We start from the raw sequence: 23,406 nt of genomic DNA, 5'->3' as shown, positions 1-23,406 counted from the left end.
ATGGAGTTCATTTAAATACTCATTCGTTTAATTCACGCTATCTATAACGATTCAAAATCGAAGCTACTAGGCCTAAGTCGAGCCAATCCGAATTATGTTTCTGTACATCTATTCGTGATCGGCAACTTAAATTAGAAACTTTTCGGCGTCTTTTAATGTTTTGTGTAACAAAAATGACTATTTTGAAATCATTTGTGGTGATTGTATTTCAAAAGTGATTCGTCTGGAAAGGTTTTTATCTGATTGTAGCGCTATTCGTGTGTAAGGCTATGTTGCCTCTCATATTTGATATGCTAATTTCAATTTTGGTTGTGCTGGCCTGGGTGGAGGGAAAAGTGTTAAATCTCTACTCCGAGTTTTTTGCCCATCCGGTATAGATTTCCTCTATCCATTTGCAGAAACTCAGCGGCTTTAGCCCACGTGCCATTCGACTTTTCTAGTGCATGTAGGATGAGATTTTTTTGATAGTCTTCAACTAATCCACGCATAGCTTGACTCTGTTTGGGTAGGTAATTGTTATTTGTCAGCTTTGCTGCGGTTTCAATACCACCATCAAAGTGTTGGGTTGTAATGATCTGTTGTTGATTTTGGATGGCACGCAGCGCGGCTCTAGTCAGCGTGTGTTCAAGCTCTCGGACATTGCCCGGCCAAGCTTGACGCTCAAGTAGGCTGAGGCTTTTAGGGTGTAAATGCAGGTTAGGGATATTGAATTGGCTGCGGACTTTTTCTAGCAGGTAGCCCGCGAGTACTGGGAGATCACCTTCGCGTTTTCTTAGCGGTGGCACTGAAATAGGAAAGACATTTAGGCGGTGGTATAAGTCGGCTCTGAACTGCCCACTTTCGACTTCTTGCGCTAGAGAACGGTTAGTGGCCGCGATAATGCGCACATTAACCAACAAGTGCTGGTCGCTGCCGACTCGTTGCAGTTCGCCTTGTTGAATCACGCGCAGCAATTTTGCTTGCAGAACTAGCGGCAATTCGCCTAACTCGTCCAAGAAAATAGTGCCGCCATCGGCAAGTTCAAATTTACCTGCTCTGGAACTATTTGCTCCTGTAAATGCTCCTTTAACATGACCAAATAACTCACTTTCGGCGAGGCCTTCAGGTAGCGCGGCGCAGTTTACGTAGATCATTGGTTTGTTGGCGCGGTGACTTTGAGCGTGCACACTGTGCGCAACGAGCTCTTTTCCCACCCCGGTTTCCCCTGTGATCAACACGGCGTAGTCAGACTGCGCCACCGTTGCTATGTTGGTGCGTAGTTTTTCGATCTGCGGACTCACGCCAACCATCTCTCCTTGCTTGGAGCGAGCTTGCTGAATCAAGGTTTCGGTGACATGTTTTTGCTTTTTGTTTTGCGCCTTAAGGGCTTTAACTTGAGCAATATTGCGTAAGGTTGCGGCAGCAAGTGCAGCGAAGGTTTCGATTGTCACCGGGTCAATGCTATCAAATGCTCCCACTGTCAGAGAATCTAGCGTTAGCACTCCGACCAACTGCCCTCCGACATACAAGCTACAGCCCATACAGTCATGGACATCAAGCTCCGCTTCCTCACTTAACAGAATGCCACTAAATGGGTCGGGCAACTCACAATCGGCACCAAAGCGCACGGGTTGTTTGCTCTCCATGATGGCTTGTAGGCGAGGATGAGTTTTAGGGAAGAATCGCCGCGCTAGGATGCTGCTTGATATGCCTTTGACCGCGACGGGAGTAAGAAAACCATCTTGGTCGAGGATAAATAACGCGCTCGCATCACAAGGAAATACCTGATCAATACCATCAATAAGGTGCTGATATTGGGTTTCACTGTTTTGGTTAGAACTTAAATTGAGCGCGATATCCAACAGGACTTTATTCAAGTTAGCTTTCATGATTTGGTGATCCCTTTTTGAAGAGTCGCCATGCTAACAAGGTGATGTGATTTTTACATCAGCTCCGTAAGCTAACCTTAACTCTATTGATATATATCAATGTTGTTGTGAATTTTTATGTGATCGGTTTCTTATTGATTGTATTGATAAATCCTTATTTTCTACGCGTTGTTAGGTAAAAGGCAGGTGATTTGTTAAAGGAATATATTCCATTCTATGCATATAGTTATTTTGAATGAACGTCTGAGAAGATCCCTCTCAGTAGGGAGTAAGGATCGCTTCTTTCGGCGAAGTGCAAGGAGGAATTATGTATAACTTTATCATTAAAGGAGTCGCACTTGCGTTACTCGTTATAGGTTTAGGTGCATGTAGCGATAGCGACGGCGCTAGCTCTACATCTACATCCTCAGTATCAACCAGCTCTTTGGTATTACCAGAACAATTGGAGGTAGTGACCAATGAAACAGAATAAACTCTTTTTTGCGTTGGCGGCGTTGCTTCCCTATTACGCAGGAGCGGCTTACAACGACCTAGGAACCGATTACAGCAATGCAGAGGTCAACTCTCACGTATGGAATGAGGCCCTTAGCCCTATAGAATTGGTCAACAGCATACTGTGTTTTACAGCGCAATTTAATGGTGTCGAGTTTGTGAACCAAGGTCCTTATTCTGTTCTGGCCGATGAGTCTGCCTGCTTTGATAACCAAGAAGATGGCTCGACTGGGCAGTCATCAGGCGCCAGTAACACCCCTAGCTATATGAAGGCGATATCGAATGTCACTCGCCAAGATGATACCTCACCCTTGATCGTCAATGTATGGTTGCCAGATATGGGGGAAGACGGACAGAGCCAGGCGATTAAATTTAAAGCCGAGATCTCACAAGGAGCGAATGAGAGTAATCCATTTGGCAGCTTTACATTTAACTTTGATTTCTTCGACAGTTTCTCAGCAGGTAACCAGCTTGGTGGTGGTGAAGTGATTACGGTAGACGCGGTGCCAGGCTCAATTGGATTTACATTGTACGAATCGAGTTCTCAGGGCAGTGACACCTACCAACAAAGCGCTAGTGTGGTAATGTCAAGCGATCGCTCTAATGGAGTGGCACTCACAGGAGTAAACCATAGTGGCAATGGACAGACATCTTATGCGTTGGCGTTTAACTCTAGTAATGTGTTGATTCAAAGCGTTAATGGAGGTTTCTCTAATTTACCTTACAAGTCAGGAAACAATTCTGGTCAGTGTTTAAGTCGTACCAGTTTTGATAGTTTTGCCCACCGCTATGATTTGTTTGATTCAACGACAGGGGCAAAGGTTAATATCAATAGTGGCTTTTCAATCAAATATGACAGTGACAGCAACGGCAGTTATGACAGCTATGGTCATATTGGTTACTGGGGAGCATGGACAGAAACCGAAGGCGCTCTGACCAATGGTGACACCGTCATCCGAGATACTGGCGGTGTTCAAACCACTTATACATATGTCAATGCCCCGGGAAGATTGGTCAAAAATACGGTAAAAACTTTAGCGTTGGCCAATGCGCGTGGTATTCGATTCTCTTACTGGGATAGTACGATTTTTGCCGACAACAATTACGACCAATGGGTTGTACAGTATATGACTGCTGCTGGCGACTCAGTAGGGCAAGATGGATTTTACAAAACGGGTAAGCTCGCTTGGGGACAGAACGGACCACAAATAACGGATCAAACTCCTGCTCTAATTTCACTTTCCGCCAATGAATCACTTTATATGTACTCCGAGCAACTTGGAGGGGAGGTGAAGTATCTCGATGGACAGTCTGCGCTTACTTACTACGAACAGACATTTATTAATGGTAGTGAGACAGGAAGTGGCGAACTACTCAACTCTGGGTCCATCACTTTAACCTGTTACGACAATTGCCCTATTGGTACTTTTGCCATCGGCGATCTGACCAACTACTCTGGTTCAAATAGTCCTTTCGAAACAACTTCAGGGCCATTTACGTTTACCTTTACGACCACAGGGGGAAATGCACTGACCTTAGTTAGCGTGGCGAGTAGCGAACCTGTTCGCTATACAGCTTCCCTCACTCAAAATGATATCAACTCAACACCACATAGTTGGGGGGTGCGCAGCGGGCCGATGATTATAGGTTCGGTAAGCAACTCATATGACATCTATAACCCTGCTATCGTATCGGAATTCTATGTATGGGAAACGGGTATCAATACCTGGAATCAGCTTTCCACTGTGAGGGATGGGTCAAACAGCATTGTTAGCTTCTCTCGCCCACTACAGCTGGCTTATCAGCATAGTAATGCAAAAGATCGTAGCGGGAGTGCAGGAGACTATGATGGTCAAACCTTCATGATCAATTATGGAGGTAACGGTGATTTGTGGGGAATCCCTTACTCCAACGACAATAACCGCTATCGCCCTGCATTTTCGTTGGCTGATGGAGTATTGCTTGGTGATTCAAGCCAATATGTGGTTAAGGCGATAGAGCTAGAACAAACAATGCAAAACGCGGCAGGGCAATGCAGCAACTTGACGTTGCAAGATCCCGCTGTACCCGTCCCTAGCTCCGTTCAAGGCAGCGCAGATATCGGGGATATGCCAATCGTTACTGGCGATCCATCGGTGATTGCAGGCGTGACTCAGTAGTGATTAAAGTTAGTTCTTTAAATTAGATAAAACACCACTTTGTTATTAGAGTGGTGTTTTTCTAGATTTGAGTTGAGCAGGTCGAATTAGAAACAACAGGTTTGAGGTAGACCTGCGACGAGTTTTAGCCCCCAAACTGCTTGCGATATTGCTGGGGGGAGACGCCGACTAAACGTCGAAAGTGATGGCGTAAAGTCGTGGCACTTTCGAAGCCCGCCATGCTGGCTAAGCGCTCGATAGAGTGAGACTCGATTTCGAGCAGACCTTTTGCGCGCTCAATACGTTGCTGAATTAGCCACTCTTTAGGAGACAAGTTGAAACTAGCGCGGAATTTTCGATCAAACGTTCGACGTGACATGCTGGCTTTTTCAGCAAGAAGATCAACGCTAATACTCTTGTCTAGATGACAGTTTGCCCAGTCGAGTGCAGATGCAAAATTGTTGGGAACCTCTAACATCGGTGTCTCGACAAACTGTGCTTGACCGCCAAGTCGGTGGGCGGAAATCACTAACCTTTTTGCGACTTGATTGGCAAAGCTATAACCAAAATCGCGACGAATAACCGCTAAGCCAAGGTCGAGTGCAGCTGCGCTACCAGCAGAGCAGCCGATATTACCATCAAAAACGTAGAGGACATCGGATTGATAATTTACGTTTGGAAATTGAGAGCGAAAGCTTTGCTCGTACATCCAATGAGTAGTAGCTGTTTTACCATCGAGCAGTCCTAGCTTAGCCAATAAAAATGCGCCTGAACAAAAAGTGAGCACTCGCTTACCTTGTTTGGAAAATCGGATTACTTCTGCCTCTATTTTCTCGGGAACCACATAGTCCCAAGTAGGCCATCCGGGGATAATCAGAGTATCGTAAGCTTCAAGGTTATCGACCATTTGCGCGCTAAGGGTGATGTTTCCTGTGGTGTTTATATCAGCGCACTCTAACGTTACCACGTCGGTCTCATACCAAGACTCAAACTCTGGTCTGGGCAGGGCGAACAGTTCAATAGCACAAGACATTTCAAACAGTGCTGCATGGCTGTGGGCAAGTATCGCGACGCGTTTCATTTCTCTTCCTTGAAGACTAAGTTCATTTTCTGACTTTGGCTTATTATTGTCGATATGTGGCCTTTAAGCCAGTTTAATGCATTGAGAATTGGTTGCACTATGTACACAAGCAATAACAAAACAGGGATAAGTTATGACCAGTGCAGTATCTCGCGTGAAAGCCGCAGTAAGTGAACAAGCTCTAGCGCACTTTGAACAACTACTTAGGTTCGAAACCGATTGCTGGGATGTGCATCATGCTCTTACCAATGGTCTCCAAGACTTCATATTGGTTGACGTCAGAGGGGAAAGCTTGTTTGTACAAGGACATATTGATGGTGCAATCAACATTCCCCACCCTAGGCTCAATGAAAAACGCTTAGCTGAATTTCCGCTTGATACACTGTTTGTCGTGTACTGCGCAGGGCCACATTGCAATGGCACAGAGAAAGCAGCGATTCGTTTAGCGAAGCTTGGCCGACCAGTGAAAAAGATGATTGGTGGTATTACAGGCTGGTTAGATGAGGGGTTTGAATTGACTGCAGAGGAGGAGGCACAATGCAGCTAATCGTCGGAACGAGCTCAACATGGTCACTGCGTGTTTGGTTATGCGCAGCAATGGCTGACTTAGATCTGGATGCCCAAGTGATTGATCTTTCTAATCCAGAATCAAAACAGCAACTAGCTCAATTGTCGCCTTCAACCTTGGTGCCTGTTATAAGAAATGGAAGTTTGGTTGTGCATGATTCGCTAGCAATCGTCGAATACCTTAATGAACAATCTGGAGGATCACTGTACCCGCAAGACCAAAGTCATAGGGCGATAGCGCGTTCGCTTTGTAATGAAATGCACTCAGGCTTTTTTACCCTTCGCTCTCAATGCAGTTTTACCTTGGATTCTGTACCGCCAGCGGATTTGTCAAACCAAGCACTACGACTTGAGATTGAACGAGTTGAAGCTATTTTCTCGCAGGCTGAACTTCCCTTTATGTTTGCTCGACCATGCGCTGTAGACGCGTTTTATGCCGTGCTTGCATACCGCCTCTGCAGTTATGGTATTCGTTTAGAGGGCAAGGCTGCTAAATATCAGGCTAGTCTATTGGATTGGGAGCTTATGCAATCAGGGATAGAGCAGATGAGACAGTGGGGAAGGCTGTTCGATTTTTAAATTCATCGTTTACACTGCTGCAGCGTAAGAAAGGTGAATAAAAGTTAAGCTAATGGCGTTCATTTCGATTACCATTGCTTAACTTTTCTTTTTATTTAAACGGTTTATATGTTCGCTGAATGGATGACGCCTGAGGCATTAATTGCTGCGTTTTTGATATTTCTTGGTTCGTTTGTTCAAACTGCGATCGGTTTTGGTCTGGCGATTGTCGCTGCACCCCTGTTGTTTCTTGTTTCTCCCGATTATGTGCCTGCTCCAATCTGTTTAGTGGCGCTGTTTATTTCAATCCTCAACGCTCTAAAACATCGCGACAGCGTCGAAATTGGCGGCCTTAAAATGGCGCTGATTGGTCGCGTACCGGGTTCGATAGCGGGTGGTGTGTTATTGGTTATGGTTTCGACTGACTTGCTTGCTCTTTGGCTGGGAGTTTTGGTGTTGTTTGCGGTTGTCGTGAGCCTACTCCCTTTTCGAATAGAGCCAACACCAACGCGTATGGGCGTTGCAGGTTTCTTTTCTGGCTTTTTTGGTACCAGCTCTGCGATAGGAGGGCCTCCAATGGCGTTATTACTTCAGCATCAAGAAGCTAACCAACTGCGCGGTAACTTGTCTGCCTTCTTTGTCTTTAGCTCTATCATCTCGCTTGTGATTCAAATGCCAGCAGGGTTTTTAACTTTACATCATCTTTGGATAAGTATTCCTCTTATTCCAGCCGCCTGGGTGGGTTATAAACTCGCCATGATGACCACTCAATCCTTACCGAAAGAGAAAATTCGCACTGGAGCCCTTTTGCTTTGCTCGATCAGCGGTGCAACGGCCGTTTGGCAAGGTTTGAGCTAGAAACCCTTTTGTTCATCTTACGTTAAGGAAAAACCATGATACTGGAAGTCGCTGTCTTAGATGTTAAGCCAAGCTTAGGGAAAGAGTTTGAACAAAACTTTGGTAAAGCACAGGCTATAATTTCGTCTATGAAGGGGTACGTTTCGCATCAGTTGCAACGTTGTATAGAAAAACCAAATCGCTATATTTTGTTAGTGAATTGGCAAACAATAGAAGACCACGAGCAGGGCTTTAGGCAGTCTGCCGAATATCAGGAATGGAAGGCTCTTTTGCACCACTTTTATGATCCATTCCCAACTGTAGAACATTACGAGTCAGTCTACGGTTGTGCCAATCGGGACAAGTAGATTTTAGCTATTTATTCTGATTGGTATTGATTTCTATAAGGAGAAACAAAGTGCTTAGAATTATTGGAAATATCATCTGGTTCCTGTGTGGCGGCGTTATTATGGGACTGTTATGGTGGTTATTCGGACTGCTCGCATTTATCAGTATTGTCGGTATTCCATGGGGACGTGCTTGTTTCGTCATGGGGAACTTTTCTTTCTTCCCGTTTGGACATGAAGCGATCGCTCGTAACGAACTGAGCAATGAAATGGATATTGGTACCAGCCCACTAGGCATGGTCGGAAATATTATTTGGTTTTTACTAGCGGGCATCTGGCTTGCTATCGGTCATATCATGTCTGCGGTAGCTTGTTTTGTGACCATTATTGGTATTCCATTCGCGCTTCAACACTTGAAGTTAGCGTATATATCACTCGCTCCTATCGGTAAGACGGTTGTTCCCAAAGAACGGGCCGCAATGGCAAGATATTCGAAGTAAATCAAATCACTGAGCCCCGAAAGGGGCTTTTTATTTTCAAAGGCTTAGCTAATAAGTGCTTATGTAACAGGTTAGACCAATAGCCAATTGATCCTATCAATAGGTGGTTTATAGTAGATAGATAATTGCTGTCCGGTTTTTATAAATAAAAAGAACAATAATATGCTAAGTCAGTCTGGTAAGCTCAGTAGAGTTGCTATTGGATGGTTGGGTCTCTGTTTGGCGACATCTAGCCTTGCTGAGCCAATACAATTAGATTTGTATACTCAAGATTTTCCGCCGCTGCAAGTTCAGGTTGATGAACAAGCAGAAGGATACGTTGTAAAGTTTATTGAAGCGGTGGTTGAACATGCTTCAAAATCGCTTGCTATGGAAGTGGCTAACGTGCATTTTGCGCCCTGGAAGCGGGCTATCCGAAATACTCAAGAAAATGAAAATACTCTATTTTTCTCTCTATCTCGCACACCCAATCGAGAACTTGAGTTTCAGTGGATAGGTCCAGTATCACCTTATGAAGTTGCGATCTATCGTCATTTTGATGGCCCCAAAGTCTCTCCCAATTCGTTCCTAGAGTTAAAAAACTTCAGCTTTGCCGCTCAAACGGCGAGTAACTTTGAAGAGCTTGCTAAGGGAGAAGGGTTTACCAATATTATTCCCGTCAATTACGGCAAAGTTGCAATCAAATTATTGCGTGCTCACCGAGTGGACTTTGCTCCACTGGTAAAATCGAGCTACTACTATCGAATGGAACAGTATGGGTATGACCCCAAAGAGTTTATCGAGGTGGTTAAAGTCGATAAGCTTTGCAAAGAGCTTTGGCTGGTGACAGGCAACAAGACATCGTCACAAGTTGTAGGTGCACTGAGAGAAAGTTTTGACAGGCTTAAGAACCAAGGCAAGCTTGCTGACCTAATGCAGCAATATCAACCTGACAGTGAAATCATGATCAGGTATCGCAATGCGATGAAGTAGTAGGCCAGTAAGAGGTTTTAGCTAGGTTAGTATGCTTTGATGCCGAAGGCTTTGAGTTTGGCTGGTAAAACGTCATCGAGTTTGTCGATGTCCGCGGGGAATACCTCTATCAGAGCAAAGTTATGCTGCTGATACAACTCGCGGATAGATTGTTGCTCTTTGTCTGATGTGTTGCCAGCATCGCTTCCCCAATACTGCAAATAGACCTTTCCAGTTGGTAAATAGAAATCGCTCAAGACGTCTTGCTCTATAGGTAATTGACGATCGTAGGCGTGAACCACTCCATTCATATAGAGCCAGTTGTCGATAATGAGTTCACCTTTAGAACGCACATAGTGACCGTCTAGAGTGCGATGTTTCGCTTCAAATTTTTGTCTAAAGCTAGAAAGGGATTTGTCTGTTGCATGTGCCTCGGCATCTTGTCCGGAAAACTCAATCACTGATTGCTTTAAGCGCTTGTTGCGAACGATAGAGTCGTGCCAAACGACAAAACCATAACCGCTTTCTTTATCTTCGCGTTGATAACCGCCAACCGTTAGCCCAGATTCCGTTACCGTCCAACCTTTCTCTGTCCTTTCAATCCAGCCTAGCTCTTGCAAAAGCTGATTCACTTTTTTGGCATTGAGATATAAGCGTTCTCCAATTTGAGTAGCACTCAGTGTTTTACCACTGGTCGCTACACTGTCTATGAGTAAGTTTTCTGGCCAGACAATGAACTTACCAAACTTCGCATGTTCGACGTATTCGCCACCGAACTTGGCGCCGATCTCGGTCAAAACCCAGCTATCCTCAGCACGATTAATGTAACCCGCAGATTTCAGTTCGTTGAACAATTGCTTAGGTTCCAGTTCACGTAATTTGGCTAATGCAGTTGTAGAGATTTTGTCGGACATAGGCTTTCCCTCATTGATACGTCATTGTTAGAGTAATCTGCCAATGAATCAAGTTGTTGTGCGCATATATTGGAGCGGCGTAGTCCCTGTTTGTTGCTTAAAGAAGGTGATGAAAGCGCTATCACTTGAAAAGTCCAATTGGTAAGCGACATCGTTGACTTGTTTTCCTAGAGAGAGAAGCTCTATTGATTTCAATAGTCTCCATTGCTGTCGCCATGACTGGTACGGCATCCCCGCTTGGTTGGAAAATATGCGACTTATTGTTTTGCTGCTAGCTCCAATCTGTTTGGCTAAGTTGTTCAAATTTGGCACGTTAGAGTCCGGTTGTTGAAGTGAATCAAGCCAATGATTGAGTCTAGGATCGTTAGGGAAAGGTAGAGTCAGTTGATATTCGGACGCAGATTGGAGCTCTTCCAGAAACAGCTCGAGCGTCGCGTGCATTTCTTGCTTAGGCTTGTCCCATTGCCAAAAAGACATACGCTCGATCAGAGCCTTAAGCAGTGAGCTTACAGAGATGATTTTCACTTCGTTGAATGACGCGACTATGTTTTCTTCGAAGTAGAGTGAACGATATTCAACGACGTTGTTCATGGTCGCACAGTGTCGCACCCCCGCAGGTATCCAAGCAGCACGGGTGGGGGGCAAGACACTTTTTCTATCGTCTAACTGTATGCTGATACAACCTTGAGGAGCATAGAGAAGTTGAGCTTTACTGTGGATATGCATCCCTGAGTCATGCTTGCCGATTCGAGCCGCGATCCCGATGACTGTGTTATCTAGTCCGTCGACGTCAAATGCGGACTTTTCATTAATCAGTGCCATTTGTTCTAATATTGAAGTTTATTGTTCTAATGTCGTTATTGGGACTTTAGCACTCTTGTCTAAACTACGCCCACTTTTTCTAGTTGGGATATTGTAATGAATAAAGTTCCTTCCGTTGGAGTGATGCTAGCTTTGATGATGTTCCCGCAAATTGTTGAGACTATCTACAGCCCAGCCTTACCCCACATAGCCCTCGCTTTCAATGTCGCGAGTAATACTGCTGCACAAACGCTATCGGTTTACTTTACTGCCTTCGCTCTAGGTGTTGTGTTTTGGGGAGTTGCCGCTGACTATTTAGGGCGAAGATGTTCAATGTTATTAGGGCTATTGGTTTATGGCGTAGCCGCTGTTGGTGCTATACAGTGTTCGCAGTTTGAAACACTTTTACTCATGCGTGCACTTAGCGCATTTGGGGCTGCGGTCGGTTCAGTGGTTACCCAAACTATGCTACGTGATAGTTATGATGGTGTACGGTTAGCCAAAGTATTTGGTTTAATGGGAATAGGTATATCGATAAGCCCAGTAATAGGATTAATGTCTGGCGGAGTATTGGCTGATATTGCAGGTCACAAAGCTGTGTTTCTCTCTCTCACAATAATGGCGATAGCTCTTTTCGTGCTTTGTTTGGTCAGCTTACCGGAAACCAAGCCAGTTATGATAGGTAACACTCAATTAGTACCACTTGCCAAGCAAATGTTAGCTGATAGAAATATCTGGTTAGATGGGATAATAGTGGCTTGTTTTAATGTAATGTTGTTCAGTTATTATTTGCTCGGTCCATTTATCTTTGATGCTATGGGATTTAGCAGTAAACAATTCGGATACAGCGGGATCATTCTGGCAATAGGAACCTTTGCTGGCAGCTGGCTAAACAAGCGGTTGCTTGCCCGAGGTTATGAGTCAAAACAACTGGTCCAACTCTCTGCATCGCTCGCTATCTGCGGTACGACTCTGCTGTGGTTTCTTCAAGGTGGTATTACTCTGTTAGCCCCAATGCTCTTGGTTGTTGCTTCATTTGGTGTAGGGATTCCAAACATATTGAGCCGAGCCTTAGCAGAGTATAAATCACAGACGGGTAGCGCTGGTGCGCTGTTTGGCTTGCTCTACTACTTGCTGATAGGATTCGGTTTATCCGCTGTCGGCTTAATGCAGAATCTAGGGGCTGCGGTGTTTGTGAGCGCTTTACTGATAGTTGTTGCAAGTTCGGCTCGTAAAAATTAGCAGCATGTCACCATGCTGCTCGTTAAAGACTAACTAAGAATGGGCGAAAAATATCGCGATTGATCTCGGTGCAACTAACACCTGTTTATGGTCAATGGATTGATGCAAGTCATGGGAGTCTGTATTGCAGATCATCGTCCATTCGTTTTTGTCATTTTCAGGCATGGTAAAGCGTGCGGGCGCATTGGTTTGGTTAATGCAGTAGAATAGCTCGTCGCCGTTTTTGCCTATTCCTAAATGCAAAGCGACCGAACTGAGACGATTCCAGTCATCATGTTCCATAAAGCTACCGTCTAAACGGCGCCAGAAAATACGGTTGTCATTGCGTTTTTCACCACTGAATGAGCGAATAAATGGCACCATATATCTTTGTCTTGCCGCCACCATGTCTGCGAGCCAAGACTTAAACTTTTCTTTTTTTTCAGAAGGTTGCCAGTTTAGCCAACTTGTTTCGTTGTCTTGGCAATAAGCGTTATTGTTGCCTTTTTGCGTGTGAGAAAGGACGTCTGCAAATAGAATATGAGGAATACCAAATGCAAATAGTAGGCTAGCCATAAAATTGCGTTTCTGTTTCTCTCGTAGTTCTATCACAGCGGTGCTTTCAGTTTCCCCTTCGACGCCGTAATTGTCTGAACGATTGTCACCATGCCCGTCTCGGTTTTGTTCACCGTTAGCTTCATTGTGCTTATGTTTATAAGAAACAAGATCTTGCATACAAAAACCATCGTGATAGGTAATGTAGTTAACAGTGAGCTTGTAAGGCCAGTTTGCAGCACTGTATAGGTCACGAGAGCCCATTAATCGGGTAGCAAACTCTTTTAAGAAACCTTGATCTCCGCGCCAGAAACTACGAGTGATATCGCGCAGCCTGTCGTTGCATTCATTCCAACCAAAAGGGAAGTTTCCGACTTGGTAGCCATTCGGGCCTATATCCCAAGGTTCAGCAATGAGCTTTACTTCACGGAGAATTGGGTCTTGAGCGACCGCTTTGAAAAATGCAGAATCTGGACTGAAGTGCTCACCATGTCGCCCGAGCGTAGCGGCTAAGTCAAAACGGAATCCATCCACTTGGAACTCATTTGCCCAGTATCTCAGCGTATCCATGACCAAATTCATGGCAGGCTGATAAGAGAGATCGACCGTGTTACCGCAACCGGTGAAGTTAGCGTAGTGTTCACCATGTTTGAAGTAGTAGTTTTTATCCAATGCCTTGAGGTTAAATACTGGCCCATCAGGCCCACCTTCTGCTGTATGGTTGTAAACCACGTCAAGAATCACCTCGATTCCATGACGGTGTAGCTCCCGTATGGCGGTCTTCAGTTCGGTGACAGCATCACCAGCCGCATAACGAGGATCGGGTGCCATAAACAGATATGGGTTGTAGCCCCAGTAGTTGACCTTGTCCATTTCCAATAAATGAGGTTCATGCATGCATGCAGCGACAGGCAGCAACTGAAGGGTATTGATATTCTGCTCTTTGTAGAACTGCAGCATTGACTCACTGACTAACCCAAGATAGCCGCCTCGCTGATCGACAGGCACTGCTGAGTTAAGCTTAGTTACGCCTTTAACATGAGTTTCAAACAGTACCATTTCCTCACGAGGACGATTGGGCTTTACGACACCTTGCCAATAAAACTTATCTTTGACCACAACACATTTCGCAAGTTCAAAGCTTTTTTCAGAGTTAAATGGAGCGGAATAATGGAGCGGTTTTTCTAACGCTTTGGCGTAAGGGTCAGAAACATAATGCGGTTTGCCATCATGAGTCACAATGTAGCCATACTTTTGTCCGGCCGAGATGCCCTCAATATAGGTAAATCGAATTCCGGCATACTCACGATCTAATGGATAGGCTTTAAACTCTCCATTGTCATTAAACAACGCGAGCTGAATATCTTCAGCATGAGGAGAGTATATGGAGAAGTTACACCCTCTGCTATCTGGTGTTGCGCCTAAAGGGTATGGACGAGAGCACGGCATGATCACTACTTTTTAACTGTAATTGTTTATTGTTGAATCTTAAGTAAATAGTTTTGAACGAGATTGGTCAAGCGCCTTACGACAAAATTATAAATGTAATTTTATTTCAAAATTATGATGATTGAGTGTTAAACAGTGAGCTAGGTTGTATTTTGCTGCTGATAATTTTCTAAGAACATTATATCTAAGCCTGATTTTTGTGACTCAATACATAAAAATATTGTTCGGTATGATTTCTCATCCCTTCTCATCCCCCCTAACTATTTCTCATCTGGATGAGTCGTTTTTTCTCCTCCCTAGGTAATCTTGCTGCAGTTGAAGCAAATGGGGCTAAGTCTCGGGGGGCTTGCCCATCTTACCTCTCTTTTTAATGACTTCTGTTTCTGCCTTTACGGAAAAAGTTAATCAGATAGGAAAAAGAATAATAAACCCTAAATGGAGTTAAAAATGAAAAAAGTAAGTGTATTAGCTGCTGCAGTGGCAACAACCCTAGCTGCGGGCTCTGCGTTCGCCGTAGACTTCCACGGTTATATGCGTGCTGGTGTTGGCATGAATGCTGACGGTGGTCAGCAATCAACATATGAAAAGAACAAAATTGGCCGTCTCGGGAACGAAAGCGATATTTACGGTGAAGTGGGTTTAGGCAAAGAAGTATACAACGACAATGGTAAAACCATGTATGTCGATTCAATGTTTGCAATGACTTCAAATGGTTCTAACGATTGGGAAAGTACAGAAACTAACTGTGGACTTGACGGTAGTACTCTTAGCTGTACAGACGATGCTAAGTTTGCACTTCGTCAGTTCAATGTTCAAGCAAAAGGCTTTATCGCTTCTGCGCCTGAAGCTACAATCTGGGCGGGTAAACGTTACTACCAACGTCGAGATATCCATATCTCAGATTTCTATTACTGGAACATTTCTGGCGCCGGTGCGGGTGTCGAAGGTATTGAGGCTGGCCCAGGTAAGTTATCTCTAGCTTGGGTTCGAAACGACCGTGGCGATATTACCGATAAAGGTAACGATGGCGATGCAGGAAATGTAAATACTTTCGATGCTCGTTACGCAGGTCTTGGCTTGTGGGAAGGCGGTAGCCTAGAGATGGGTCTGAACTACGCTATGGTTCACGATACAGATGACGCTTCTCAAGCAGCAAAAGATGCTAAAGATGGCGTAATGTTCACCGCTGAAGTTACTCAAGGCCTAGATGCAGGTTTCAACAAAACGGTATTCCAGTATGGTACAGAGGGCTACTCTAAGACTATGGCATTCTATGGTGATGGTAGCTGGTATGGTGCAGAATCTAAAGCTGGTGCTGATGGTTACCGTCTCATCAACTGGGGTGTTGTTGGTCTAGGCGACTCATGGGAAGTTGGTCACCAATTAGTATACGGTGTGGGTAACGAAATGTGGGACGGTCACGATAAGACTGAAACGTTCTCAGCGGTCGTTCGTCCAGTGTACAAGTGGAACGAAAACATGAAGACACTGTTTGAAGCTGGTTACGCAAAAGATGAAACGGATGGCACTGACAAAGCAATTAACAAGTTCACTGTTGCTCAAGCATGGACTGCTGGCTCTAGTTTCTGGGCTCGTCCTGAAATCCGTGTATACGGTTCATACCTATCTTCAGATACTAACGACTTCAACGGTGGTCGTGATGACAACCAGTTCCAGTTCGGTGTTCAGGCTGAAGCTTGGTGGTAATTTAGATAGTCGTCTAGTTTAATATTTATCGTCCATAAATCTCATAGCCGGCTTTTGCCGGCTATTTTTCTCAAAGTTCATGCTAAAGTGCTTTAAGAAAAATAGTGCAGGAAGTGATTATGCAATTTAAAACTCTAATTTTGTCTGGGGTTCTTGGTTTAGCCGTCGTAGGGTGTGGAAGCACTACAGTTGTTGAGCAAGTATCTCAAACTAATATCGCAGCAAGCAGTTATGGTGAGCTTAGTACTACAAGTGTTAAGTTGCGCAGTTCGACATCCGTTGCGATTAACGAAAAAAGTCAGCTTCTACAAAATAGTGATGTTAACAGTTATGTTGCTGTTTTCGATGTACCAGCGGATAGAGGTGAAGTTGAATTTACGGTGACGAGCTTTATCACCGATTCCGTATTTGTTCCAACGGTACTGGTAGTAGATCAAAATGGTAATGTGATTGACCGTGTTGAATCTAGTGAGTTTCGATACGAAAAACCACAACTGCTTTTAGGAAATCGACTTGTATCAGATTTCTCCGTGTTTCCTCCAAGAAGTGCAGAGTTTCTCAGAGTCGTAATTTTTACCGAAGAAGAAACCCTCAACAGCAAAACAGAAGTTGTCCATCCTGCGAGGTTAGATGCAGAAGCTAGAGGCAACTATATTGGTGGCATTGACAATCCACTCGTACCTCATGCCCGTACGGGCCTAGTCTCAATCAATGTTGAAGGGACTGGCTATTATGCATCTGTGCCAGAGGAAACTAAAAGGACAGATTATGTTCCTGATGACGTAAAAGAAGAGACCACGAATTATTACTTTAGAAGTATCACTGAAGCTGTTGAGTCGGAAAATATACCTAAGGCGTTAGCGCTTCTAGAAGAAGCAAAAGCACTTAATGTAGAAGGCGCACAACAGGTATTTATTAAAGCAGTCAACGCTAAGTAAATTAACCATTTTTCCTCCCAAAGCCCTCGAATTGTGCGAGGGCTTTTTGCGTTTTTTACAAAAGTTCCGTTTAAATTTATAAAAGTGTGAACTTGATCGTGTAAATAAATTTATGTGGCTACCACTTGTAAAATGATAATAATTTCAAATATTTAATGTTAATTGATAAATTGCAGTGTTACGTTGTGACAAAGTTTAGATGCGTATAAGTGCCTAGTTGCACTTCATTTTTGAGTATTACCTACTACGTTTTAGGTGTTCGTGCAGTTTTTAGGCATTGCGCACTAATTCGGACATGGTTTAACCCAATACGGATATACGTTATGAACATTAAATTATTAGCCGCTTTAATCGCGGCAACAGCATGTGGTACAAACGCTTTCGCAGCAGAAATCTACAGCAGCGAAGGTTCAACTCTTTCAATTGGTGGTTATGTTGATGTGGGGATCGGGGAGTATGAGAAAGGTACCGCCGCTTCAGCACAAGATGTTGATGTCAACCAGATATCTCCTCGCATAAATATTTCTGGTACCCAGGACCTTGGTAACGGTGTCGTAGTTGATGCAAAAGGTGAATGGGCGCTCAACTATCTAGACGGTGGAGACAACTCATTTTCTACCCGCCTAGGTTACATAGGAGTTACTCATGAACAGGCAGGTCGCATGGTTGTCGGTACTCAGTGGGCTCCCTACTATGATGTTGCAGGTGTCGCCGATATGCCAATCGCATTTGCCAATGACTTCTTGTACGAAAACCACAACTTACTAGGCACTGGTCGTGCAGAAAGAATGGTCAGTTATCGAAACTCATTCGATTTTAATGAGGATGCAAGCCTAGGCTTCGGATTGGGTTGGCAAGGCGATGAAAGTGAGAAAAGCGCGGATGCTCGTGGTCAGGTTGCTCTCGGAATGAAGTTTATGGGCTTCGGTTTAGGGTATACATACTCTGGTGGCGATTTAGAGATATCAGGAGTGAAAAAAGATACCAACTCCCACGTTGTTGCAGCAAACTATGGTAGCTATGGTAGCGGCCTCTATGTTGCGGCTGTTTATGGTATGAATGAGTATTTCTATGCGGGACTGGAAGACAGCATTCAGCTTGAAGGCTTACTCGCGTTCGGACTGGAAAACGGTCTCAACTTCAGTGTGAATTATGAAGCGGTAGAAGACGATAAGACCAACAAAACTCAATATAGTACAAGTGCATTTCAGGCCGAATATACCATTACGCCAAGTCTAGTCACGTTTGCAGGTTATGAAGTCGATCTAGGTGATGATGACCCGGCAACCAAAGACGATGACAAATGGATTATTGGTGCACGTTACTTCCTATAACTAAGAATCTACTGCCTTAACACATCTATCGTGTTGACGCCTATTCGCATTTGAGTAGGCGTTTTTCTATTCTGGTAAGTGATACCAACCAGAATAAATATCTGGTCATTCTAGCTGGTTAAAATCGCTGATAGCTGCGTTATAGATATGTTTTCAAAGAATGGTGTAGGTAGAGCAACTAGCTATCTGCAATCTATGCTTTGCTCTAAGCGATTTTTCCTGCGCAATTATCTGTTCATCTATTTATCCCGATTGGTATGATACATCAGTAATATTGGGTATGAGCTCTTAGTTTTGAAACCAAACCGTTTTTTTATTAGCCACTTAGCATAGAATGTCAGGTTCTTAAATAACGTCAGGGATGGTGACATGAGTTCAGTAAAACTTGGAGAGGCTGTGGTTGAGCCAAGCAAGATTCTATGTGTTGGTCGTAACTATTTAGAACATATCCAAGAGCTGAATAATTCTGTTCCTGAGCAAATGGTGGTGTTTTCCAAACCGCCATCCTCGATTGCCTCTAATCTAAGTTCCTTTCATCAAGAACGACTCCACTACGAAGGCGAAATCTGCTTTATCGTTAAGCATGGCAATTTGTCTGCGGTGGGGGTCGGGCTCGATCTGACCAAGCGTGACCTACAGTCTCAACTAAAAGAAAAAGGTTTACCTTGGGAGCGCGCTAAAGCCTTTGATGGTTCTGCGGTGTTTAGTCGTTTTGTCCCTTTGGCTGGCTTAGAGATAGAGTCGTTAGAAATTGAGCTGTTTATCAATTGTGTCCGTGTTCAAAAAGGCTCGGTGAAACAAATGATTTATTCGCCAGCAGTGATTGTTGAAGAGCTCAAGAGTTACACTACCTTGTGCGATGGTGACATCATTATGACCGGTACCCCACAAGGTGTAGGTGAAGTGCATGCGGACGATGTGTTCTTAGCTCGATTAAAGTCCGGTGACAAAACGCTGATAGAGATTGAGTGGGTTGCTCAATAATTAACGCTTTACTCTGCCCCTAGGTCAAGGATTAACCTCCAATTGAGAGTTCAATTGGAGGTTTTTATTATGGGTTGTTGTAATCAAGCGCCTAAAGGTGGAAGCAACAATGTCGGTCTACTTCTCAAGTGCATAGCGATAATGGCGATTGTTTTGTTCCTAATTGCCGCTCTATTTGGTTAGAGCAGTTTTAGAAACAAGAACACCACCATACTGACCAAGGTTGTTAATAGAACATTCTTGGTTTTCCATGCTAGAAATGCTGCGATGAAAGCACCGACCAAGTAAGGGTTACCTGCCGAGAGCCAAAGTTTCTGTTCTGGCATAAAGACAATCGGCGCCCAAATTGCGGTTAACACAGCAGGGCTTGAGTATTTCAGCAGTCGCTGAGCCTGTGAGTTGAGCCTTAACGGTAGACGAGGCTCTAAAAAAAGATATCGACTTGCAAATACCAGTGCTGTCATCGCGAGTATAGAAAGCATAATCATTGGTTAGCCCTATTTAGTGTTTCAGCAACGTATCCGGCAAGCATTCCAGCGATACTGGCAATCATCAACCCAGACTCAACTCCTTGGGCATAGCAAATGACTGATGTGACCAATGAAACGACGACCGCAAGAAGTACCGGAGAAGATTTTACATTGGGAGCGACAATGGCGATAAAAGTTGCAGCGACTGCGAATTCCAATCCTAACTCATTCAATGCCGGGATGTAGCTTCCGGCGACAATGCCTGCGAGTGTGGCGAGATTCCAACACAGATAAAAACTCAGTCCTGCTCCTAGTGCGTACCAGCGATTAAACTGCTGTTCAGATTGTTGACCGCAGATAGCAAACAATTCATCGGTCAAAAGAAAGCCAAGGCACAGTCTCCACTTCAGTGGTAAAGGGCTAACTTTATCTCGCATTGAAACGCTATATAGTAAATGCCTAGAAGTAATAAAGAATGCCGCGAGTAGCATGGTGGCAAGCGTTGCGCCAGCTTTAAACATTCCGGTTGCGACTAGCTGAGCAGAACCGGCAAAGAGGATCGCCGACAATGCTTGGCTTTCTAAAACGGTGAGTCCAGACTCAATAGCAAATGAGCCAGCAAGTAATCCCCATGGAATAACCGCAATACTGAGTGGCACCATCGCTAGGGTACCTTGCCAAAAGAGTTTTGAACGGCTGAGTTGTATGTTGTGTTCGAAGGTCATGGTATTCATAGTTATTGTTTTGATGTGATGGATAATGATCTTATTAACTCACACTCAAGCTATAGCGGCTTGTACAAAATTGCTGGCTAGTATTGCCTTATCCTTTGCCAACAAACTGTCTTGGTGTGACGCCCAAAGCGCGCTTGAAATGTCTATGGAAGTGGCTTTGGTCATGAAAGCCAGTTTCCTGAGCGACATCTGAAATCTTAAGTCCTTGACGAAGAAGTTGTTTTGCTACCCTGAGTCGCGCTTGGATCTGATAGGCGTGTGGCGGTAGACCAAACTCTTTTTGGAAACTACGTGTGAGATAATAAGGGCTGAGTCCCGCCAGCTTGGATAAGTCCTCAAGGCTCACATCTGCTTGTGGGAAATCGTCCAAAAACTCTTTAACTAACAACAACTGGCGTTGGCTGCGCGTTTTCGGCTCCCAATCGAGTTTAGACTTGCTATGACGAGAAACGAGTTTGACTAAGGTGCCATAGATCAATGTCTCCCTAAGCAGCTTATTGTCTGATTGCGCTAAAGTGTCAAACACCAACCGTAGTTGCTGAGCGAGTTCTGGATCGTATACGACGGGCTCTGGAAAGTATGGGATGGATGAGCCAGGTGAGAGGCCTTCTGTAAGCTGAGCAAACTGATTAGGTAATGGATACATGGCTTTGTATTCCCATCCACCCTCAGTGGCAGTTTGACCGTTATGAACTTCATCAGCATTCACTAGAATGATGCTGTCTTGTGGGGCAATGTGGTTGCCCCCAGTACGATAAAAACGTTGCGCACCTTTCTCAATCACACCTATGGTATAGCCCTCGTGGCTATGACGAGAGAAATTCTGATGCGTGTATTTCGCATCTAACAATTCAAGCCCACCTAGCTCATTGGCTAAATGAAAACTGGCTGATTCTTTACTGCCTTTCGCCATAAGCTTTCCTTGCGCTCTAATGTTTGTTTACGGATCTGACAGTCTAGCTTATAGGCCTTAGTTATTTTTGTACAAAATTGCTCAAGTTGATGCTTATTTTATTAACAACTATAAAAGTCATTTAGTCTGTTTTTATGAATGGCTGTTTATTGTTTGTGGTGGATAAATTGATAGTGTTGGACTAAAATGCCGCGGTTTTTTGGTTTATTAATATTATAACTATGATTGATATTTCTGTGCTGCCGATTTATTTGACCGCTGTTGTTGCACTGCTGCTGTTACCTGGACCGGATATGTTGCTGATCGCCAGTTCAAGTATGAGCTACGGTCGTAAAGTAGGCATTTTTGCGAGCTTAGGTAACGCCACTTCAGGGATTATCCTGACCCTACTTGCTGCACTCGGTGTTTCTGCACTGATTGCCATGAGCCCAATTGCCTTAAAAGCGCTGCACTTGTTAGGTGGTGCTTACTTACTAAAAATGGGCTGGGACTGTATTCGAGCAAGTGCCGCTGATGCGCCACAAATGGATGGATCAAACAAGGTCGCGACAACTTTTTATCAGCGAGCTCTGGTAAGTAACTTGCTTAATCCTAAAGCTTTAGTGTTCTTTGTGATGTTTTTGCCTCAATTTGTTTCCAGCAACATTACCGCAAGTTCTGGCGAACAAATGTTAGCACTGGGCTTATTGCTGAATGTCTTAGGTCTCTTGTTCAACCTATTGCTGGTGGCGTTAGTGGGTACGTTGGGTAAGCCGCTACTCGAAAACGCTAAATTTAGAACATATCAGCATAAGTTTATGGGGTTGATATTTGTCGTGTTAGCGATTTGGATGTTAAGCTCATTTGCGAGCTAGCCGCATTTAATACCAACCTAAATAAGTATCTGGGCATTCTTGCTAGTTAAAATCGCTGATAGCTGCGTTATAGATTTTGTAGGTAGGTCAACTAGCTAGCTGCAATCTATGCCTTGCTCTAAGCGATTTTTCCTGCGCAATTATCTGACCACCTACTTATCCAGATTGGTATAAAAGGTCAGCGTGTGCTGGCCTTTTTTGATCTATATGGAAACAAGGAAGTAGCGCCAATGAATGTTCAGTTTGTACTTAACCCGCCGAAGAACGTTAAAGATGTAATCTACAATGGCTTGAAAGCATTCAATATGCAGTACTTCCCGGATGAGGACATTCAGAGTCTCGCCTGTTACGTAGAAGATGATGATGGTAACTTCGCCGGTGGTCTAACAGGTGAAATATTTACCAATACTCTGTTTGTTGAGTTTCTTTGGGTGGATGAGCGTGAAAGGAAGCTAGGTATTGGTTCACTGCTCATGGAACGTATCGAGTCTGAAGCAAGAGCATTAGGTGTTACAGACTTATATCTTGATACCTACAGTTTCCAAGCTCCGGGTTTTTATGCCAAATTAGGATTTGAAGAAGTTGGACGTTATACGGGGTTTCCAACCGCGGGCGTTGATAAGATTTTCTTACAAAAGAAAATTGTTTAAGAGACTTCTCACATTAAACTAACAATGTTGGCGTTTAGGGTTGTCATAATCTCTGGCTTTAATTCGTGAGTAACTCGCACAGTATGTTTAAAAACTTTGCTACGACACAGTCTGCAAAAATCACTCTAGCCCTGATTGGCTGGGTGTTTGCTATTTGTCTTACGCAAAATTCAGGCATGCTAACGGTGTGTGAGTACAAGTATACTTCTCTGGCCGATAGCACTCATGTTACCGATCAATCGACGGACATTAGCAAGCAGTGTGATTTAACGGAGAAGCTTTTAGGCAGTGCCAAGGTTAATCTTGATCACGTCGTGGTTTCTTTCTTTGTTGCGCTGTTGGTGATTGTCGCTTGGCTTATCTCAACCAGACAAGCTTCTCCTCAGTTTACTGAACCTATAGTTCCCAAATCCCGTCTTCATCTCACTTTCTGTGTCTTCAGAGAATAAACAAATTCGTTACTGGCTTTAGCCAGAGATAGTTCGTATTTGTTATTCCCCCATTGAGGGGCATATACCAACCAGAATAAGTATCTGAGTATCT

At 44.1% G+C, this 23,406-nt stretch carries 24 protein-coding genes; 16 read left to right on the top strand and 8 right to left on the bottom strand.

The window, feature by feature from the left end; all coding sequences use genetic code 11:
- Positions 1-338 precede the first annotated feature (338 nt).
- The gene (gene norR / locus ZX61_RS03780) at positions 339-1,868 is read right to left on the bottom strand and encodes a nitric oxide reductase transcriptional regulator NorR (RefSeq protein ID WP_049843370.1); all 1,530 of its coding nucleotides are present in this window, start codon (positions 1,866-1,868) and stop codon (positions 339-341) included.
- Between the two features lie 307 nt (positions 1,869-2,175).
- Between norR and ZX61_RS24225 the strand changes: the two genes are divergently transcribed.
- Positions 2,176-2,340, top strand: a complete 165-nt coding sequence (locus ZX61_RS24225) for a hypothetical protein (protein ID WP_160316784.1) — start codon at positions 2,176-2,178, stop codon at positions 2,338-2,340.
- Positions 2,327-4,519, top strand: a complete 2,193-nt coding sequence (locus ZX61_RS03775) for a hypothetical protein (protein WP_049843369.1) — start codon at positions 2,327-2,329, stop codon at positions 4,517-4,519. The genes ZX61_RS24225 and ZX61_RS03775 overlap by 14 nt, the downstream gene beginning before the upstream one ends.
- 124 nt (positions 4,520-4,643) lie before the next feature.
- On the opposite strand, the gene ZX61_RS03770 is transcribed toward ZX61_RS03775, so the two are convergent.
- Positions 4,644-5,579, bottom strand: a complete 936-nt coding sequence (locus ZX61_RS03770; protein ID WP_049843368.1) for a helix-turn-helix domain-containing protein — start codon at positions 5,577-5,579, stop codon at positions 4,644-4,646.
- A 133-nt stretch (positions 5,580-5,712) separates the two neighbouring features.
- Here ZX61_RS03770 and ZX61_RS03765 point away from each other — a divergent pair, with 133 nt between their 5' ends.
- The 6 genes from ZX61_RS03765 to ZX61_RS03740 all read left to right on the top strand — a co-directional run bounded on the left by ZX61_RS03765 (position 5,713) and on the right by ZX61_RS03740 (position 9,360).
- The gene (locus ZX61_RS03765) at positions 5,713-6,126 is read left to right on the top strand and encodes a rhodanese-like domain-containing protein (protein WP_049843367.1); all 414 of its coding nucleotides are present in this window, start codon (positions 5,713-5,715) and stop codon (positions 6,124-6,126) included.
- Positions 6,117-6,725, top strand: a complete 609-nt coding sequence (locus ZX61_RS03760) for a glutathione S-transferase N-terminal domain-containing protein (protein WP_049843366.1) — start codon at positions 6,117-6,119, stop codon at positions 6,723-6,725. The genes ZX61_RS03765 and ZX61_RS03760 overlap by 10 nt, the downstream gene beginning before the upstream one ends.
- 108 nt (positions 6,726-6,833) lie before the next feature.
- On the top strand, positions 6,834-7,562 hold the full coding sequence (locus ZX61_RS03755) for a sulfite exporter TauE/SafE family protein (RefSeq protein ID WP_049843365.1): 729 nt from the start codon (positions 6,834-6,836) through the stop codon (positions 7,560-7,562).
- A 35-nt stretch (positions 7,563-7,597) separates the two neighbouring features.
- Positions 7,598-7,909, top strand: a complete 312-nt coding sequence (locus ZX61_RS03750; protein ID WP_049843364.1) for an antibiotic biosynthesis monooxygenase family protein — start codon at positions 7,598-7,600, stop codon at positions 7,907-7,909.
- 50 nt (positions 7,910-7,959) lie between these two features.
- Positions 7,960-8,388 (top strand): YccF domain-containing protein, encoded by a 429-nt coding sequence (locus ZX61_RS03745; RefSeq protein WP_049843363.1) that lies wholly within the window; start codon positions 7,960-7,962, stop codon positions 8,386-8,388.
- A 162-nt stretch (positions 8,389-8,550) separates the two neighbouring features.
- Positions 8,551-9,360 (top strand): substrate-binding periplasmic protein, encoded by an 810-nt coding sequence (locus ZX61_RS03740; RefSeq protein WP_049843362.1) that lies wholly within the window; start codon positions 8,551-8,553, stop codon positions 9,358-9,360.
- 26 nt (positions 9,361-9,386) lie between these two features.
- Here the strand turns inward: ZX61_RS03740 and ZX61_RS03735 are convergent, their stop codons facing one another.
- Both ZX61_RS03735 and ZX61_RS03730 read right to left on the bottom strand, forming a co-directional pair.
- Positions 9,387-10,253 carry a hypothetical protein gene (locus tag ZX61_RS03735; RefSeq protein ID WP_049843361.1) on the bottom strand — a complete coding sequence of 289 codons (867 nt, stop codon included), beginning with the start codon at positions 10,251-10,253 and terminating at the stop codon, positions 9,387-9,389.
- Between the two features lie 48 nt (positions 10,254-10,301).
- Entirely contained in the window at positions 10,302-11,075 is a 774-nt protein-coding gene (locus tag ZX61_RS03730; protein WP_049843360.1) for an AraC family transcriptional regulator, read from the bottom strand.
- A 96-nt stretch (positions 11,076-11,171) separates the two neighbouring features.
- On the opposite strand from ZX61_RS03730, the gene ZX61_RS03725 reads away from it, so the two are divergent.
- Entirely contained in the window at positions 11,172-12,296 is a 1,125-nt protein-coding gene (locus tag ZX61_RS03725) for a multidrug effflux MFS transporter (protein ID WP_049843359.1), read from the top strand.
- A 33-nt stretch (positions 12,297-12,329) separates the two neighbouring features.
- Here the strand turns inward: ZX61_RS03725 and glgX are convergent, their stop codons facing one another.
- Entirely contained in the window at positions 12,330-14,279 is a 1,950-nt protein-coding gene (glgX, locus tag ZX61_RS03720; RefSeq protein WP_049843358.1) for a glycogen debranching protein GlgX, read from the bottom strand.
- Between the two features lie 447 nt (positions 14,280-14,726).
- Between glgX and ZX61_RS03715 the strand changes: the two genes are divergently transcribed.
- The 4 genes from ZX61_RS03715 (at position 14,727) to ZX61_RS03700 (ending at position 19,242) form a co-directional block, all read left to right on the top strand.
- Positions 14,727-15,986, top strand: a complete 1,260-nt coding sequence (locus tag ZX61_RS03715; protein WP_049843357.1) for a maltoporin — start codon at positions 14,727-14,729, stop codon at positions 15,984-15,986.
- Positions 15,987-16,105: 119 nt separating this feature from the next.
- A complete protein-coding gene (locus ZX61_RS03710) occupies positions 16,106-16,924 on the top strand; it encodes a MalM family protein (protein WP_049843356.1) in 819 nt (272 codons plus the stop codon).
- 323 nt (positions 16,925-17,247) lie between these two features.
- Positions 17,248-18,258 carry a porin gene (locus tag ZX61_RS03705; RefSeq protein WP_049843355.1) on the top strand — a complete coding sequence of 337 codons (1,011 nt, stop codon included), beginning with the start codon at positions 17,248-17,250 and terminating at the stop codon, positions 18,256-18,258.
- A 369-nt stretch (positions 18,259-18,627) separates the two neighbouring features.
- Positions 18,628-19,242 (top strand): fumarylacetoacetate hydrolase family protein, encoded by a 615-nt coding sequence (locus ZX61_RS03700; protein ID WP_049843354.1) that lies wholly within the window; start codon positions 18,628-18,630, stop codon positions 19,240-19,242.
- A gap of 179 nt (positions 19,243-19,421) precedes the next feature.
- On the opposite strand, the gene ZX61_RS03695 is transcribed toward ZX61_RS03700, so the two are convergent.
- From ZX61_RS03695 to ZX61_RS03685, 3 genes are all read right to left on the bottom strand, one after another.
- Positions 19,422-19,730: an AzlD domain-containing protein gene (locus tag ZX61_RS03695; RefSeq protein WP_049843353.1), complete on the bottom strand. Its 309-nt coding sequence runs from the start codon at positions 19,728-19,730 to the stop codon at positions 19,422-19,424.
- On the bottom strand, positions 19,727-20,446 hold the full coding sequence (locus tag ZX61_RS03690) for an AzlC family ABC transporter permease (RefSeq protein WP_049843352.1): 720 nt from the start codon (positions 20,444-20,446) through the stop codon (positions 19,727-19,729). The genes ZX61_RS03695 and ZX61_RS03690 overlap by 4 nt, the downstream gene beginning before the upstream one ends.
- Positions 20,447-20,534: 88 nt before the next feature.
- Complete coding sequence (locus ZX61_RS03685) at positions 20,535-21,359, bottom strand: AraC family transcriptional regulator (RefSeq protein WP_049843351.1); 825 nt, start codon at positions 21,357-21,359, stop codon at positions 20,535-20,537.
- 221 nt (positions 21,360-21,580) lie between these two features.
- Between ZX61_RS03685 and ZX61_RS03680 the strand changes: the two genes are divergently transcribed.
- The 3 genes from ZX61_RS03680 (at position 21,581) to ZX61_RS03670 (ending at position 23,312) form a co-directional block, all read left to right on the top strand.
- Positions 21,581-22,213, top strand: coding sequence for a LysE family translocator (locus tag ZX61_RS03680; protein WP_049843350.1), 633 nt, complete (start codon positions 21,581-21,583; stop codon positions 22,211-22,213).
- A gap of 230 nt (positions 22,214-22,443) precedes the next feature.
- Entirely contained in the window at positions 22,444-22,863 is a 420-nt protein-coding gene (locus tag ZX61_RS03675; RefSeq protein WP_049843349.1) for a GNAT family N-acetyltransferase, read from the top strand.
- 83 nt (positions 22,864-22,946) lie between these two features.
- Complete coding sequence (locus ZX61_RS03670) at positions 22,947-23,312, top strand: hypothetical protein (protein ID WP_049843348.1); 366 nt, start codon at positions 22,947-22,949, stop codon at positions 23,310-23,312.
- Positions 23,313-23,406: the final 94 nt, after the last annotated feature.

This window comes from Vibrio sp. VPAP30, assembly GCF_001188205.1.
GTDB lineage: Bacteria > Pseudomonadota > Gammaproteobacteria > Enterobacterales > Vibrionaceae > Vibrio > Vibrio bivalvicida.
This window is presented reverse-complemented; position numbering and strand designations above follow the sequence as displayed.

What these genes read in the sequence shown, in the direction of transcription:
- ZX61_RS03760 (WP_049843366.1), top strand. Translation starts at nt 6,117, where the DNA reads ATGCAGCTAATCGTCGGAACGAGCTCAACATGGTCACTGCGTGTTTGG.
- ZX61_RS03705 (WP_049843355.1), top strand. Translation starts at nt 17,248, where the DNA reads ATGAACATTAAATTATTAGCCGCTTTAATCGCGGCAACAGCATGTGGT.
- ZX61_RS03715 (WP_049843357.1), top strand. Translation starts at nt 14,727, where the DNA reads ATGAAAAAAGTAAGTGTATTAGCTGCTGCAGTGGCAACAACCCTAGCT.
- ZX61_RS03675 (WP_049843349.1), top strand. Translation starts at nt 22,444, where the DNA reads ATGAATGTTCAGTTTGTACTTAACCCGCCGAAGAACGTTAAAGATGTA.
- ZX61_RS03740 (WP_049843362.1), top strand. Translation starts at nt 8,551, where the DNA reads ATGCTAAGTCAGTCTGGTAAGCTCAGTAGAGTTGCTATTGGATGGTTG.
- ZX61_RS03730 (WP_049843360.1), bottom strand. Translation starts at nt 11,075, where the DNA reads ATGGCACTGATTAATGAAAAGTCCGCATTTGACGTCGACGGACTAGAT.
- ZX61_RS03775 (WP_049843369.1), top strand. Translation starts at nt 2,327, where the DNA reads ATGAAACAGAATAAACTCTTTTTTGCGTTGGCGGCGTTGCTTCCCTAT.
- ZX61_RS03685 (WP_049843351.1), bottom strand. Translation starts at nt 21,359, where the DNA reads ATGGCGAAAGGCAGTAAAGAATCAGCCAGTTTTCATTTAGCCAATGAG.
- ZX61_RS03725 (WP_049843359.1), top strand. Translation starts at nt 11,172, where the DNA reads ATGAATAAAGTTCCTTCCGTTGGAGTGATGCTAGCTTTGATGATGTTC.
- glgX (WP_049843358.1), bottom strand. Translation starts at nt 14,279, where the DNA reads ATGCCGTGCTCTCGTCCATACCCTTTAGGCGCAACACCAGATAGCAGA.
- ZX61_RS03765 (WP_049843367.1), top strand. Translation starts at nt 5,713, where the DNA reads ATGACCAGTGCAGTATCTCGCGTGAAAGCCGCAGTAAGTGAACAAGCT.
- norR (WP_049843370.1), bottom strand. Translation starts at nt 1,868, where the DNA reads ATGAAAGCTAACTTGAATAAAGTCCTGTTGGATATCGCGCTCAATTTA.
- ZX61_RS03695 (WP_049843353.1), bottom strand. Translation starts at nt 19,730, where the DNA reads ATGATTATGCTTTCTATACTCGCGATGACAGCACTGGTATTTGCAAGT.
- ZX61_RS03735 (WP_049843361.1), bottom strand. Translation starts at nt 10,253, where the DNA reads ATGTCCGACAAAATCTCTACAACTGCATTAGCCAAATTACGTGAACTG.
- ZX61_RS03680 (WP_049843350.1), top strand. Translation starts at nt 21,581, where the DNA reads ATGATTGATATTTCTGTGCTGCCGATTTATTTGACCGCTGTTGTTGCA.
- ZX61_RS03670 (WP_049843348.1), top strand. Translation starts at nt 22,947, where the DNA reads ATGTTTAAAAACTTTGCTACGACACAGTCTGCAAAAATCACTCTAGCC.
- ZX61_RS03770 (WP_049843368.1), bottom strand. Translation starts at nt 5,579, where the DNA reads ATGAAACGCGTCGCGATACTTGCCCACAGCCATGCAGCACTGTTTGAA.
- ZX61_RS03755 (WP_049843365.1), top strand. Translation starts at nt 6,834, where the DNA reads ATGTTCGCTGAATGGATGACGCCTGAGGCATTAATTGCTGCGTTTTTG.
- ZX61_RS03710 (WP_049843356.1), top strand. Translation starts at nt 16,106, where the DNA reads ATGCAATTTAAAACTCTAATTTTGTCTGGGGTTCTTGGTTTAGCCGTC.
- ZX61_RS24225 (WP_160316784.1), top strand. Translation starts at nt 2,176, where the DNA reads ATGTATAACTTTATCATTAAAGGAGTCGCACTTGCGTTACTCGTTATA.
- ZX61_RS03750 (WP_049843364.1), top strand. Translation starts at nt 7,598, where the DNA reads ATGATACTGGAAGTCGCTGTCTTAGATGTTAAGCCAAGCTTAGGGAAA.
- ZX61_RS03690 (WP_049843352.1), bottom strand. Translation starts at nt 20,446, where the DNA reads ATGAATACCATGACCTTCGAACACAACATACAACTCAGCCGTTCAAAA.
- ZX61_RS03700 (WP_049843354.1), top strand. Translation starts at nt 18,628, where the DNA reads ATGAGTTCAGTAAAACTTGGAGAGGCTGTGGTTGAGCCAAGCAAGATT.